We start from the raw sequence: 13,109 nt of genomic DNA, 5'->3' as shown, positions 1-13,109 counted from the left end.
GACCGGTCCTGCGAGTAGCCCCGCTTCCCGGCCCGGGGCGGAACCGGGCCGGGAAGCGGAGGCTGGGAACGGCGCGGTCAGCCTGCCTGGGCGGCGTCGAGGATGAGCGACGTGACGGCGTCGGCGTTGGTGATCATCGCCGCGTGGGGCGCGTTCACCTCGACGGTGTGGGCATGGGCGCGCTGGGCCATGAAGCGCTCGGTGGCCGGCGGGATGAGGTTGTCGTCCGTGGCGACGAGGTACCAGGAGGGGACCGTCTTCCAGGCCGGAGTGCCGGACGGCTCACCCACGGCCTGCGGGGCGATGGGCCGCTGGGCGGCGGCGAGTTCGGCCGCGGTGCGGGTGGAAACGCGGTTGCTGAGGAAGAGGTCGTTGAACTTGTCGGGCTTGATGTAGAGGTCGACCCCGGTGCCCCCGCCGGCCTGGGTGAAGGGGACGGCGTTGAGGGCCGTGGGGATCTGGGCCGTGGGGTCGTCGGTGATGTGGCTGCCGGGGAACTTGGCGGCGAGATCGTTGGCGCTCTCGCCCGCGTCGGGGGCGAAGGCGGCGATGTAGACCAGGGCCTTCACGTTGGGATTCCCGGTGGCGGCGTCGGTGATGACGGCTCCGCCATAGGAGTGGCCGACCAGGACGACGGGTCCAGTGATGGTCTTGAGGTAGTCCGCAAGGTAGGCGGCGTCACTGGACAGACCGCGCAGCTGGTCGGGCGGGGCGGCGACCGTGTAGCCGTCCGCCTGCAGCTCCTTGACGACCTTGCTCCAGCCCGAGGCGTCGCCCCAGGCGCCGTGCACCAGCACGATGGTGGGCTTCGCGCTGCTGTGGTCCCCGGTGCTGTCCGCCTGGGTGCTGGGCGTCTCGGCGCTGGTGGTGGCTACCGGGGCAGAGGGAGACGTCGAGGCCGAGGCGAGCGGCACGGCCAGAAATCCCAGGCCCACGGCCGCCACCCCCCCGGCGGCGAAGAGGGCGGGACGCAGGCTGCGGCGACGGTGAAGCATGGGTTTTCTCCAAAGGGGGAGGGAGGCAGCTAAGAGACAGAACGTTTCGTTCACTATAGGCAGAGAGTCCCCGCCCCCCGTCAAGAGATGGAGGGGCGGGCTTCTCCGGCGGGCCGGCTCGGTCGCCGAAAGGGGGCGAGCGCCCACCCCGGCGACGTCAGGACTTCTGTCGCCGAGTACGCAGGCCGGATCGGCCATACCGGGTCTGTGAACCGAGTCACACGGCGATCACTGGGGGTGTGGCCCGCGTCCGCAGGAGTCATGCGAAGTCGCAGCTCACAGGCCTGACGCGGGCGCGCGCAGGGGATCCGTGGCGATGAGGCTCCGGACGGCTGCGACCGGCCCGTCCGCACGCGACCCCTTGCGGTCCCGGTAAGGCGCGCTACAGTCTGCTACATAGAACGTTCTGTCTCACGATCGAATGGGAGCCTGGCAAACATGGACATCGGCGACTCCGTCCCTGACTTCACCCTGCCGGACGAGACCGGCAACCCCCGGTCGCTGGGTGAGTTCCTTGCCCAGGGCCCCGTGGTGCTCTTCTTCTACCCGGCGGCCATGAGCGCCGGCTGCACCAAGGAGGCATGCCACTTCCGCGACCTGGCCGCAGAGTTCAAGGCGGTGGGGGCACAGCGTGTGGGAATCAGCCCGGACACGCCCGAGAAGCAGCAGAAGTTCACGGAGCGCCACTCCTTCGACTACCCGCTGCTCTCCGACCCCGACGGCGCGGTCGCCCGGATCTTCGATGCGCACCGAAGTTGGGGCCCGCTGAACGCCAAGCGCAAGACGTTTGTGATCGGCACCGACTTCCGCCTGATCGAAGCCATAAAGAGCGAGATCAACATGAACGCGCACGCCGACCGGGCGCTCGCCGCCCTGCGCAACTCGGTCGGCGCCTGACCGCACCGGACGCGTCTGCGTGGCCCGGGACGCCGGGCTGTCCCCGTGTCCACAACCGGCATGGCTGGGCACCCAGGAGGCGCGGCGGGCCGGTGGCATTTCGCTCTGTTTCGATTCCACGGACGGGGCGGAGTGCGCTACTCGCGGGCCGCGGCGATCTCGCCGGTGATGCCGAGCCCGACAAGGACAAGGGCTTCGTGCCGCAGCCGATCCGCTGGCGGGCCGAGCAGACGAACGGCACGCTCATGCTGCACCGACGCCTGGTCCGCGACTACGAGTCGCTGCCCGCCTCGTCCGAGTCCCGTGTCCACTGGGCCGAGACCGACCGCCTCTCCCGTCGGCCGACCGGCGAGAACACTTCCACCTGGCGCACCCCCGCCGTGGCCACCGCCCCTCGGGAGGCGACCGCGTGACCAGCGCCGACCGGCTCCTGGCCGTTCAGGACGAACGCGAGTCCGCCCTCGACGCGCGAAGCGACGTCCCGCGTGCAGGAATCGCCGAACTCACCGAAGAACTGGCCGAGCCGGCGCCCGAGGCCGCGGCGGTGCGGATCACCCCCAAGACCATCCTCGCCCTCGCCCCACACCTGGAGGAGCCGGCTTCCAAGCCGCCGCCGGACCTGCCGCCCCACCCCCACTACCCCGAGATCCCCACCACCCTCGCCCCCAGGCCGACCGACCACTGCGAGCACGCAACCTGCGCGAACGCCTCAGCCTCGGCCACCTGCCCCGGACGATCGAAGACGTGCACGCCAACGCCAAGCACCCCATGGCGCGCGACCCGGCCGACCAACCCGAACCAGGACAGTCCGCCCCGGCGGGACCACGGACCGACACACACGTCACCGACCAGCCCACCCGACCGACACCAAAGCCCAAAACAGACACCACTCCGCGAAATGCCCTCTCAGAAGCTAGCAAGAGGCACGCTGACAGAGGCGCTCGGCCGGTATTGCCCGGCCGATCGCCTTCTTCTCGCGTCCATCGAGTGGTGAACGCGGCCGCCCGGGCGGGAGCGCTGCCATGGTCGGGGCGGCTACGGGAGCCTCTTGGCGGAAGGGTGGTGGTCACTGGGGTGCTTCGGCGGCGCCGCCGACGCGGATGGCCTCGAGTACCTCGTCGGTCTTCTCCGGGATGACCGCCCTGATGCGGCGCCTACGCAGGTATGCGCGGTTGACGCGGGAGGCGTACGCCTTGTCGCCGGGACGGGGTGGCCCGGCGACAGGCGGTCTCCAGCGCGGACCTCGCTCCGATTAGCCGTCGGGGAGCCCGCTGGAGTTTTGCCCGCGTCCGGCACGGTCGGCATGTGCCGTGCGCGGCGTCTACTTCGCTCACCGGACGCCTTCGGTGTCGGTGACGGACTTGCGGCCCGTGTAGTGGTCCACGTGCTGCCCGCCGTGCCCCGGCGACCGAGTGCAGTGCCGCGGCCGGAGGGGTACTCGGCGCCGCAGTAGCCGGCCGCGCGGAGAGCAGCCAGGCCCGGGGCATTCGCCGACGTCTCTAGTAGGGGTGATCGGCGCCGGACGGATTCGGCGGCAACGGCACCTACCTCGACACCACCGACTACACCCCCCTCGGTCAGGTGACCGACACCCGGTGGGGACTGTACGGAGAACAGGTCGAGCCGACCTTCTCCTACGACGCCGCCACCGGCCGCGTCACCCAGTCCCAGGTGAACCTGCAGACCAGCGCCGCCTCCGCGCTCGACGTCACCGACTACCGCTACAACCAAGCAGGCGACGTCACCGCCGTCTCCGACGCCCAGTCGGGCGGCACCACGGACACCCAGTGCTTCACCTACGACCACCTCAACCGACTGACGACCGCCTGGACCGACACCGCAGGGCTGACCTCGGCCGGCGTCGGCAGCACCGGCGGATGCACGGCCTCCACCCCCTCGGCCTCCACCGTCGGCGGCCCGGCCCCGTACTGGCAGTCCTACACCTACAACGCCCTGGGTGACCGCACCCAGCGGGTGCAGCACGACCCTTCCGGCACCGCCGCGAACGACGTCACCCAGACGGCGACCTACCCGGGCAACGGAACCTCCCCCGCCACCCTCGCGAACGCCGCCACCAAGATCACCACCACCGGGCCGGGCGGCACGGCGACGATGACGCCGGCCTACAACGGCGCCGGTGACACGATCGGACGGACGGTCACCACGGCGGGCCCGCTCGTCTCCGGCCTGACCCGCTCGGGCACGAAGCTGTGCGTCGACGACTCCTCGTCCGCCACCACCGACGGCAACAAGATCGACCTCTGGACCTGCAACGGCACCAGCGCCCAGCAGTGGACGATCGGCACCGACGGCACGGTGCGCGTACTGGGCAAGTGCCTCGATGTATCAGGTGGCGGAACAACCAACGGCACCAAGATCGACCTGTATACCTGCAACGGCGGTGCCGGTCAGCAGTGGAAGCCAGGCGCCAACGGTTCGCTGGTCAACCCCGCGTCCGGCAAGTGCCTGGACGATCCGTCCTCGTCGACCACCAACGGCACTCAGCTGCAGATCTGGACCTGCAACGGAACATCCGCGCAGCGCTGGACGAACGCGACCATGGGCGCCGTCCTGCCCGGCGCCACCCAGTCCTTCGGCTACGACGCCGAGGGCCGCACGGCCTCGGTGACCACACCCTCCGGGGGCAAGGACCAGACCACCAGCTACCTCTACGACGCCGGCGGCAGCCTCCTGCTGCAGACCGCACCGACCAGCAAGATCCTCTCTCGTCTCGCCGTCTGCACGGACATGCCCTCGCCGGCCATCACCGCGACGGCCTGGAAGCGTCTTTTGGGGGCACCACCTTGCCTATGAGCTCGGCTGCCCGGCGGTGGACGGCCAGCTCCGCCTCCAGTTCGGCGATCCGTCGTCGGGCTGCCACCAGCTCGGCCTGGTCCTCGCTGGTCGGCCCAGGCAGTCGACCCGTGTCGATGAGGTGCTGACGACGCCAGACATAAATCGTCTGCTCGCTGATGCCGAGGTCGTGAGCAATCTGCCTGATCGGCCGGCCGGCTTCGACGAGATCGAGGACCTTGCGCCGGAACTCAGCCGGGTAACTACGGGGCACAGAAGCCTCCTTGAGTCTGGAGCATCATCTGTCCAGCAAGATGACTCCACCAGACCCGAGGCACGTCACTCGATTCCCTGAGAGGATCGAGTCATGGCCCGTCCGTCCCCTTACCCTGCCGAGCTGCGTGAGCGTGCGGTGCGCATGGTCGCGGAGATCCGCCCCAACTACCCAAATGAGTGGGCCGCGATGAAGGCGGTCGCGGCGAAGCTGGGCATCGGCTCCGCCGAGACGGTGCGTACGTGGGTCCGCGAGGCCGAGGTCGACGCCGGCCAGCGTCCCGGGGTGACTTCGGAGGAGGCCGCCGAGATCAAGCGGCTGCGGGCCGAGAACGCCGAGCTGCGCCGGGCGAATGAGATCCTCAAGGCGGCCTACGTCGATTCGACGGTCTGCCGGGCCCATCAGCACGCGGCGGGCGCCCGCCGCGACGGTCACACCCAGAAAGAGCCGCCGGGCGGGACCCGCACCGAGCCAGAAGACCACGGGCTGGGCCGGTCCCGATGGAGGCTTCAGCACCAAGATTCATCTCGCGTGCGAGCAAAGGCAGCGGCCTTTGTCGCTGCTGGTCACCGCTGGGCAGCGGGGTGACAGCCCGCAGTTCACGGCTGTCCTGGAGGGCATACGGGTACCTCGTCTCGGCCCGGGTCGTCCCCGCGTCCGCCCCCTGCGAGTGCGGGGCGACAAGGCGCATTCGTCCCGCGCGAACCGGGCCTACCTGCGAAAGCGCGGGATCCGCTGCACGATTCCGGAGCCGGCCGACCAGGTCCGGAACCGAAAGCGGCGCGGGACGGCGGGCGGGAGGCCACCGGCCTTCGACCGCGAGGACTACAAGGCCCGGCACGCGGTCGAGTGCGGGATCAACCGGCTGAAGCGAAATCGTTCGGTGGCTACGAGGTTCGACAAACTGGCGGTCCGTTGCGAGGCCACCGTTCTGGTCGCTGCGATCGGTGAATGGCTGTGACAGGCCCGGGGTGTCTGCCTCGCATGCCATGCTGACCGCGATCAGTGGAGCGGGCGAGGGGAGACACCACCGATGGGGGCCCGGTACTACGGCGCTGACAGTGAGAACGGCGACCGCATCGACGACCCGTCCGAGGATGCGCTGTTCATGATGATCAGCGACCTCAACGACTCCGACAACACCTTCGTTGTCGTCCAGCCCGATGAGGACGACCCCATCTGGTTCGCCTCGGTGGCGGTCCTGGACACAGGTGGCTACGAGGTCGTTCGTCACGATGCCAGCCGTCGCAAGCACGACGTCACCACCTCGGCCAGCATCAACGACATCGCCCGCGAACTCACCATCTGGATGGCCGCCCGTCACTTCCGCGAACGGCCAACCGAGCAGGTCACCGACATACGGCCTAGCCGAAGAGGCTGTGCTTCGCCGTCGGTGGTTCTTGGCTGTCCGTCAGATAGCGTCGTCGGAGGCGAGTGAAGGCGGCGGGACTGGGGCGGTGCGGGAGGAGTTCCTTGATGCGCTGTGCGCATTCGCGTGGGCTTGCCGTGCTGGTGTCGCACTCCACGTCGTAGTCGCCGTGGGCGTGGACCAAGTCGTATTGGTGCGCCGCGAGGCCCGGCGGGCGGTCGCCCCGGGCCAGCTCGCGGCGGGCCAGCTCGTCCAGCGGGCAGTGGACGCCGACAAACAGTACGTCCTCGGGCGGCAGCACCGTCAGGCAGTCGAGCAGTCGCCACGGCTCGCTCAACACATGGTCGACCACGATGTCGTTGCCCACCTCGGCCATGGCCGCAATCGAGCGGTGGAAGCCCATCCTGGTCCGCCGCAGCGCGGCGTCGAGCTCCTCCGCCCCGAGCTCCCGCTTGCTGCGCATCGCGTTGAAGCTGTCGACCGCCAAGTGGAAGAAGACGCCGTCATTCAGGATGTCCAGAAGCTCCCGGGCGATGCTTGACTTCCCTGAACTGGAGGTGCCATTGAGGAAGATGATCCGACCAGATGTCATATCGGCATGGTCACATGGTGCCGTTCCGGCTCCGCGTTGAGGCCCTGTTCTCGTATACAGCCTCGACTGGTAGGCGCGCATGTTCAGGTGTCGCGTAATCGCTGGCGGCCGTCCGTCTCGGTCACGCTGCGTTGCAGGTTGGCATGGCCGCTGTCCCGACGTGATCGCCTGGCGCCATCCAGCGCAGACGCCGCCACAACGCTGTACCGAGCCCTGGCTCATGGCGCGGCAGCGTGGTCGAGTGGCTGCTGTGCCGGACGGCGCGTCCAATGCCAGCAGCCCCCTGCGGTCGTCGAGCCGCGGGCCCCACTCCTGGGGCGCCGCTCGCTCGCACCTGGTCCGGCTGGGGTTGTCAGTCTGGTTGGTCGGTGAGGGTGGCCAAGGCCTGGCGGGCTCGGATGGTGCCGTGGTGGTCATGGCCGAAGTGGGTGCGCCAGGCGTCGTGGGTGGTGTGCAGGAGCTCGGCTGCCTCGTCGTTCCGGTTCAGGACTGTCAGGGCGGTCCCGCGTATGGTGGCGGCCTCCAGCGTGCGGTGGTGGGCGGGGCCGAGGCGGCGCTCGCACTGGCTGAGGCAGTGTTGGACCTCGTGTTCGGCGGCGGCGGGCCGGTCCAGGGCGAGCAGCGCCGCGGCTCTGGCCAGATGGATCGCGCTCAGATTGTGCGTCAGCGCGTCGGCGCCCGGAGCCTGGTCGAAGATGTCGTGCGCCTGGTCGACGGCGGCGAGCGCCTCCTGAGCCCGGCCCTGACCGGTCAGCGCCCGGGCCGCACCGAGGTGCAACACCATCAGGAACCTGCCCTGGCGCTGTCGGCGTGCGTCGTCGAGCACCGGGAGCAGTAGGTGCTCGGCCTGTTCGTAGTTGCCGTGGAGTGAGAGGCTGAAGGCCAGGCCGTTGGTGACGGCCAGTGGCAGCAGGATCCGGTGGATTCCTTCGGTGCCGCGGGCGGCGCTCTTCAGGGTGCCTGCTTCCGCGACGACTTCCTCGTGCAGGCCGAGGTATGCCAGGTGCTGGAGACGGTCGCTGCGGCCCTTGAGGACCAGCCAGTAGTCGGAGGGAGCGGTGCGGGCGCGCGCCGCCGCGGTGACGGCCAGCAGGTCGGCTGCCTCACGGTGGCGGCCCAGGTCGCCGAGGACAAGGGCCAGCACATCGTGTCCGTCACGCCCGTCGAACCTGCCGGGCACCGGTTGGGCGTCGATCGCGGACCTGGCCTCGTCCTCCGCTTCCTGCAGGCGGCCCTGCGCGCGAAGCGCCTGCGCGAGCAGGGTGCGTGCCGACGCCACCAGCGGGCCCGTCCCGCCCGCGGCGGCCTCCAGGACCCCGCGCAGTTCCGGCTCCGCGTCCGCCCAGCGCCGCTGCCTGCACAGGTACTCGCCCGCCTCCAGTCGGCGGTTCAGCCGCCGACGCTCCCACCAACCCACCGCTTTTCCTCTCCCAGGGCAAACGCCGACGAGCATAAGCCCGGCCACGGCGTCGGGTGCCGCGGCCCGGTCCCTGGCGCAATTCGTGCCCTGTAGTAAGTCGGGTAATGACCTGCTGGGGTCGGTAGACTGGTAACCCCGCATGTTGAGGTGTCGCGTATTCGAGCGTGGAACACCGCGGCAGGTCACTCTGAGTGGCGAGCTTTCGTGTCTGCTGGCCTGCCCTCGGCTTAGGCCGTGTCCGATGGGTCGTGGAATTGCGTGGGCGTCAACGCAGTGTGCGGCGATGATGTGCGGGTGTTCTACGAAGATCTCAGCGAGTACACGTACCAGGACGAGGACGCGTTCGGGGACAGGGAGTCGTTCTACGAGCTCTGGTACCGCCCTGAGTACATCCGCCTGAACATCGGATGGCTGGAAGCCGGAAAGCCGCACCCGATAGGGCCTGTTCCCGCGGACTTCGTGGAGAAGCTGCGGGCCGTCCAGCAGGTCCAGTGGATGAACGTCTGCCTCGGCGTCCACGAGTGCGACCTGTGTCCTGAGGCAGAGGCCCCAGAAGGGAACGGGGAGATACGGATCCCGGGCGAGGTCGGCATCGCCTACGCCGCCCCGTTCCTGATCGCGCATTACATCACCGTTCACAGCTACCGGCCGCCTCAGGTTTTCATCGATGCCGTTCTTGCTGTCGATCTCGACGCGTGGGCTGCCGCACGGTGGCCCGACGTGCCCTTCCCATGGGTCCCGGAGGACGCTGAACGACTGCTGGAGTAGGGGCGCGATCCTCACCGGCGCAACCAAAGCCGGATCGAGGCGACGGCGACCGTCCCGTGGAAGACGTAGGCCCTCTTGTCGTAGCGGGTCGCGACCGCGCGGAAGATCTTCAGTCGGTTGATCGTCCGCTCCACTTCGTTGCGCCGGCGGTAGATCTCTGTGTCGAACCCGGTCGGACGGCCGCCTTTGCTGCCTCGGCGCCGACGGTTGGCCCGCTGGTCCCTGGGCTCGGGAATGGTGTGTTTGATCTGACGTCGTCGCAGATAGCGACGGTTACGGCGTGACGAATAGGCCTTGTCGCCCCCAAGGTGGTCGGGCCGCGTACGAGGGCGTCCGCCAGCTGGCCTCGGTACCCGGATCTGTTCGAGCACGGGGATTAACTGCGGGGCATCGCCCCACTGGCCGGGCGTGATGACGAAGGCAAGTGGACGAAGTCCACCCTCACCCACCGGAGATGGATCTTGCAGGTGAGCCCGCCCCTTGATCGGCCCAGGGCCTCGTCGGATCGGTGCCTGACCGGCGTCCTTCGCCTGCCGGGGACTCGTGGCGGGCGTGCGCGAGCACCTGCCGCGTGCTGATGGGCCCGGCAGGAGGAGGAGTCCACGCTGACCATGCTCCAGTCGATCCGGCCCTCGGCGTCGGCGCCCTGGACAACGCGCTCATGGAGTCCCAGATCGGCCTCTACAAGACGGAGCTGATCAAGCCCCGCAGGCCCCGGCACGGCCTGGCCGACGTCGAGCTCGGCACCGCGGAATGGGTGGACTGGTTCAACAACCAGCGCCTCCATACCGCCATCGGGAACATCCCGCCCCACGAACACGAGACCAACCACTACGCTCAACACCAGCCCCAACCGGCGGCTGGAGTCAACGCATAGAGCCTCCACCGATCCCGGAGCGCTTCACCTCACCCAACGCCGCGCCTACAAGGAGGACTTCGATCAGAGCGCCGGCGCCTGGCAGCAGTAGCGCGGGGCCGCAGCCCACCTGTGTGCGTAATGGTGATTTATCTGCTGAGGTTCCGTGAACAGCTCGTGAAGATAGTTACGTTGTCTTCGTTTCTTCCGCCGCATTAACCTCACGCTCGACCACTTATTTTTGCTTTACGTCTGTGTGCGTGGGGGGCTGCAGATGTTACTTCGTCATGCCGTCACCCGTGCCTGGAAAGGAATTCGGGTGACTCCTCGTATGCGCAGGATGCTCCCGGTCGCGGGGGTTGCTGTCTTTCTGGCGGTCGCGGGCATGCCGATGCTCGCCTCGGCCGACCCGCAGCCGACCGGGGGAACTGCCGGGGCCACGCCGCCGTCCGCGGTGGAGGACTACGCCTATCCGAACGCGGATCAGATCCAGCGGGACCAGGGCATCAAGCTGATCAGGGGCGACGGGCACATCATCCTCGCCAAGTGTGACGACTCCGCCCAGCAGATCAAGTTCCTGACCGTGCAGGGGCAGAGTGGCAATCCGCAGGGCGCGTACTGCTTCAAGGCGAACGCGAAGTCGGGGCATCTCACTCTGGAACTGGCGCGGGTGTTCGCGCTGGAGACCGCCGACCACCCGATCAGCGCGGATCTGAGGCCGCAGGCGGATCCCGCGGCGCCGGTGAAGACGGTGACGGTGGACAAGAACGGCTACCAGAGCGTGGGTGAGGGCGCGGCCGGTGGTGCACCGACGGTGCTGCTGGAACTGCGGGTCACCGGCTGACCCGGTCCGCCTGCCCGTTCTCTCTTACCCCTTTCTCGCACGACAGCAAGGAAATTCCCATGCCCGGTTTTCGTCCGCGCGCTGCGTGGACCGGCGGTCTGATCGCCGCCACCTCGCTGGCCGCCGCCGCTGTGACCGCCGCACCCGCGACCGCCGTGTCCGGTCCGGCCGCTTCTGCCACGGTCTCGGCCGCCACCGCCCGCCTCGATGTCGGCGGCCAGCGCGGCTGTTCGGCCACCCTGGTCGCCGCGCAGTGGCTGCTCACGGCCGCGAGCTGCTTCACCGACACCCCGGGCGCAACGCTCGCGTCCGGTGCGCCGAAGCTGAAGACGACCGCCACCATCGGTGGGGGCGCCCAGCAGGTGGTGAACCTGGTACCGCGCACCGACCGTGACGTGGTGATGGCCCAACTGGCCAAGCCTGTCAGTGGTATCACCCCCGTGCCGGTGGCCGGTGCCGCGCCTTCCGCCGGGGACGAGGTCCAGGCCGCCGGGTTCGGACGTACCCACGAGGAGTGGGTGCCTGACCAGGTCCATGCGGCCGCGTTCACCGTCCAGAACACCGCCGCCACCACCCTCGACCTGGCCGGCAAATCCGACGGCGCTGTCATCTGCAAGGGCGACACCGGCGGTCCGGTGCTGAGCACCGCCGGAGCGGTCGTGGGTGTCAGCAGCCTGTCCTGGCAGGGCGGTTGCCTGGGCACCGATGCGGCCGAGACGCGTACGGGGGCGGTGGCCGCGCGGGTCGACGACCTGACCTCGTGGGTGCAGCAGGTCGCCTACGCTCCCGTCTTCGCGGCCGCGCCGTGGAAGCACGCGGTGCAGATGACGGCCGGTTACTACGCGGGTGACTCCGCGGGCGGTACCCGGCACATGGACCTGATCGTGGTCTGGGACGACGGCGAGGTCACGCTCTACCAGGGCGGTTACGGCAGTGATTCCGCCCGTCCCTTCACCACCGAACACCAGCTCATGCCTGGGAAGAGCATCTTCACCCACGCCGTGAACGTGACCGGTGTTAACACCGGGGGCGCCACCGACGGGGTCGTGGTCCGCTGGACCGATGGTGAGATGACCCTCTACAACACCGTCGACGCCAAGGGCTTCCATGGTGAGAAGCAGCTCGCCGTGCCGAACTCCGCCGAGTGGAAGGACGACGCCCGGCAGCTGACCGGCGGCCGCTTCACCGCGAACGGCCAGCGCGACGACCTGCTGGTGACGTGGAAGGACGGCCATGTCTCCGTCTTCGGTGACCTGGCGGTCAACGGGCTGAAGAAGCAGACCCAGACCGTGGCCAAGAACAACACCTGGCCCTACGCCGAGAAGCTCGCCAGCGGCTCCTTCACCGGCAAGGACACGGATGACCTGCTGGTGCGCTGGATCGACGGCGAGACCACCATCTACCCCGGCATGACCGGCAAAGCCCTGCCCGCGGAGATCAGGATCCGGCCCGAAAAGTCGTACTGGGTCAACGCGGCCGCGATGACCGTCGGCGCCTTCAGCACCAACACGACCGCCAACGACATTCTCGTGCGCTGGAACGACGGCCACGTCAGCTACTTCATCGGCGTCGACGCCAAGGGCCTCCACGACGAGATCCAACTCGCACCCGCCGGCTGACACACCCGCGGTACGGCGCGCTGAGGGACGGCTCGCAAACAACCGCCGAGCCGCCCCCTGGCCGTCGCCTGCTCGGACGTCTCCGGCGTGACCCCCATCTGACCACGGACGATATGAGAGACAGTTGAAAACAGGGAAAGCCGCGACCATCGCGGTGAGAACGGCTTGGCATGCGACACGGATGCTCTGTCTGTGTTTGCTGCCTCTTGCACTCATAGTCGGTCTGCTCGGGAGCGTGGCCTCCCGTGCGAGGGCCGACAGCACTCCGACCGGTGGCGGCACTTCGGCCACTGGCGAGCTGTCCGATCGTGGTCGGGCGCTTGCGCTGTGGTCGACGGGCGGCCCCGAGGTGCGGGCCGCCGCGGAAGTCGCTCTGACCGGCAGCGACGACGACGTACGGCACTTCCTCGACACAGCGAAGAACGCAGCCTTCCAGGACGAGCGCGTGTTCGCGGCCCAGCTCGCCAGCGTGGGCGGACTGAGTCTGCAGGACGCGGCCCGCAAGGCGCTGGACGGAACACAGGGCGACCTTGAAGTCTTCCTTAACGAGGGCTGGCAGGGCCCGCTGTTCCAGGACCAGCGGGTTCAGGTCGCGCAGATCATCGATGCGGGCGGCCCGGAGGTGAAGAAGGCCGGGCAGGCCGCGCTGAACGGCACGGCGGATGACATCCGGGCGTTCTTG

General features: G+C 68.9%; 14 protein-coding genes and 3 pseudogenes. 12 read left to right on the top strand and 5 right to left on the bottom strand.

Features of this window, described 5'->3' with window-relative positions; all coding sequences use genetic code 11:
• Positions 1-77 precede the first annotated feature (77 nt).
• Positions 78-995: an alpha/beta fold hydrolase gene (locus ACWCQS_RS38620; protein WP_451008821.1), complete on the bottom strand. Its 918-nt coding sequence runs from the start codon at positions 993-995 to the stop codon at positions 78-80.
• A gap of 438 nt (positions 996-1,433) precedes the next feature.
• Here ACWCQS_RS38620 and ACWCQS_RS38615 point away from each other — a divergent pair, with 438 nt between their 5' ends.
• The 4 genes from ACWCQS_RS38615 to ACWCQS_RS38600 all read left to right on the top strand — a co-directional run bounded on the left by ACWCQS_RS38615 (position 1,434) and on the right by ACWCQS_RS38600 (position 4,706).
• A complete protein-coding gene (locus ACWCQS_RS38615; protein WP_451008820.1) occupies positions 1,434-1,892 on the top strand; it encodes a peroxiredoxin in 459 nt (152 codons plus the stop codon).
• 197 nt (positions 1,893-2,089) lie between these two features.
• The gene (locus tag ACWCQS_RS38610; protein ID WP_451008819.1) at positions 2,090-2,305 is read left to right on the top strand and encodes a hypothetical protein; all 216 of its coding nucleotides are present in this window, start codon (positions 2,090-2,092) and stop codon (positions 2,303-2,305) included.
• Positions 2,302-2,886, top strand: coding sequence for a hypothetical protein (locus tag ACWCQS_RS38605; RefSeq protein ID WP_451008818.1), 585 nt, complete (start codon positions 2,302-2,304; stop codon positions 2,884-2,886). Before ACWCQS_RS38610 ends, ACWCQS_RS38605 begins: the two co-directional genes overlap by 4 nt.
• Positions 2,887-3,473: 587 nt before the next feature.
• Positions 3,474-4,706, top strand: a complete 1,233-nt coding sequence (locus tag ACWCQS_RS38600; protein ID WP_451008817.1) for a ricin-type beta-trefoil lectin domain protein — start codon at positions 3,474-3,476, stop codon at positions 4,704-4,706.
• On the opposite strand, the gene ACWCQS_RS38595 is transcribed toward ACWCQS_RS38600, so the two are convergent.
• Positions 4,657-4,959 (bottom strand): transposase, encoded by a 303-nt coding sequence (locus ACWCQS_RS38595; protein ID WP_451008816.1) that lies wholly within the window; start codon positions 4,957-4,959, stop codon positions 4,657-4,659. The two genes, ACWCQS_RS38600 and ACWCQS_RS38595, sit on opposite strands and share 50 nt — an antisense overlap.
• Before the next feature lie 93 nt (positions 4,960-5,052).
• Here ACWCQS_RS38595 and ACWCQS_RS38590 point away from each other — a divergent pair.
• From ACWCQS_RS38590 to ACWCQS_RS38580, 3 genes and pseudogenes are all read left to right on the top strand, one after another.
• A pseudogene (locus ACWCQS_RS38590) lies at positions 5,053-5,337 on the top strand (transposase); the annotation flags it as partial.
• Positions 5,335-5,920, top strand: a pseudogene (locus tag ACWCQS_RS38585) (IS5 family transposase); the annotation flags it as partial. The pseudogenes ACWCQS_RS38590 and ACWCQS_RS38585, both read left to right, overlap by 3 nt.
• A 72-nt stretch (positions 5,921-5,992) precedes the next feature.
• Positions 5,993-6,397 carry a hypothetical protein gene (locus ACWCQS_RS38580; RefSeq protein WP_451008815.1) on the top strand — a complete coding sequence of 135 codons (405 nt, stop codon included), beginning with the start codon at positions 5,993-5,995 and terminating at the stop codon, positions 6,395-6,397.
• Here ACWCQS_RS38580 and ACWCQS_RS38575 read toward each other — a convergent pair.
• Together ACWCQS_RS38575 and ACWCQS_RS38570 are read right to left on the bottom strand one after the other, a co-directional pair.
• Positions 6,324-6,920, bottom strand: coding sequence for a chloramphenicol phosphotransferase CPT family protein (locus ACWCQS_RS38575; protein WP_451005835.1), 597 nt, complete (start codon positions 6,918-6,920; stop codon positions 6,324-6,326). The genes ACWCQS_RS38580 and ACWCQS_RS38575 overlap by 74 nt on opposite strands.
• Before the next feature lie 352 nt (positions 6,921-7,272).
• Positions 7,273-8,337, bottom strand: a complete 1,065-nt coding sequence (locus ACWCQS_RS38570; RefSeq protein ID WP_451008814.1) for a tetratricopeptide repeat protein — start codon at positions 8,335-8,337, stop codon at positions 7,273-7,275.
• Between the two features lie 261 nt (positions 8,338-8,598).
• Here ACWCQS_RS38570 and ACWCQS_RS38565 point away from each other — a divergent pair, with 261 nt between their 5' ends.
• A complete protein-coding gene (locus ACWCQS_RS38565; RefSeq protein ID WP_451008813.1) occupies positions 8,599-9,108 on the top strand; it encodes a DUF7919 family protein in 510 nt (169 codons plus the stop codon).
• A gap of 11 nt (positions 9,109-9,119) precedes the next feature.
• On the opposite strand, the pseudogene ACWCQS_RS38560 reads toward ACWCQS_RS38565, so the two are convergent.
• A pseudogene (locus ACWCQS_RS38560) lies at positions 9,120-9,793 on the bottom strand (IS5 family transposase); the annotation flags it as partial.
• On the opposite strand from ACWCQS_RS38560, the gene ACWCQS_RS38555 reads away from it, so the two are divergent.
• From ACWCQS_RS38555 to ACWCQS_RS38540, 4 genes are all read left to right on the top strand, one after another.
• Positions 9,686-9,985: an integrase core domain-containing protein gene (locus tag ACWCQS_RS38555; protein WP_451008812.1), complete on the top strand. Its 300-nt coding sequence runs from the start codon at positions 9,686-9,688 to the stop codon at positions 9,983-9,985. The pseudogene ACWCQS_RS38560 and the gene ACWCQS_RS38555 overlap by 108 nt on opposite strands.
• 298 nt (positions 9,986-10,283) lie before the next feature.
• Positions 10,284-10,808, top strand: a complete 525-nt coding sequence (locus tag ACWCQS_RS38550; protein ID WP_451008811.1) for a hypothetical protein — start codon at positions 10,284-10,286, stop codon at positions 10,806-10,808.
• 59 nt (positions 10,809-10,867) lie between these two features.
• Positions 10,868-12,427 (top strand): S1 family peptidase, encoded by a 1,560-nt coding sequence (locus tag ACWCQS_RS38545; protein WP_451008810.1) that lies wholly within the window; start codon positions 10,868-10,870, stop codon positions 12,425-12,427.
• Between the two features lie 235 nt (positions 12,428-12,662).
• On the top strand, positions 12,663-13,109 hold a 447-nt coding region (locus ACWCQS_RS38540; RefSeq protein WP_451008809.1), incomplete at its 3' end, for an ALF repeat-containing protein.

This window comes from Streptomyces sp. NPDC002076 (assembly GCF_053593835.1).
This window is presented reverse-complemented; position numbering and strand designations above follow the sequence as displayed.

What these genes read in the sequence shown, in the direction of transcription:
- ACWCQS_RS38620 (WP_451008821.1), bottom strand. Translation starts at nt 995, where the DNA reads ATGCTTCACCGTCGCCGCAGCCTGCGTCCCGCCCTCTTCGCCGCCGGG.
- ACWCQS_RS38615 (WP_451008820.1), top strand. Translation starts at nt 1,434, where the DNA reads ATGGACATCGGCGACTCCGTCCCTGACTTCACCCTGCCGGACGAGACC.
- ACWCQS_RS38580 (WP_451008815.1), top strand. Translation starts at nt 5,993, where the DNA reads ATGGGGGCCCGGTACTACGGCGCTGACAGTGAGAACGGCGACCGCATC.
- ACWCQS_RS38575 (WP_451005835.1), bottom strand. Translation starts at nt 6,920, where the DNA reads ATGACATCTGGTCGGATCATCTTCCTCAATGGCACCTCCAGTTCAGGG.
- ACWCQS_RS38555 (WP_451008812.1), top strand. Translation starts at nt 9,686, where the DNA reads ATGGGCCCGGCAGGAGGAGGAGTCCACGCTGACCATGCTCCAGTCGAT.
- ACWCQS_RS38545 (WP_451008810.1), top strand. Translation starts at nt 10,868, where the DNA reads ATGCCCGGTTTTCGTCCGCGCGCTGCGTGGACCGGCGGTCTGATCGCC.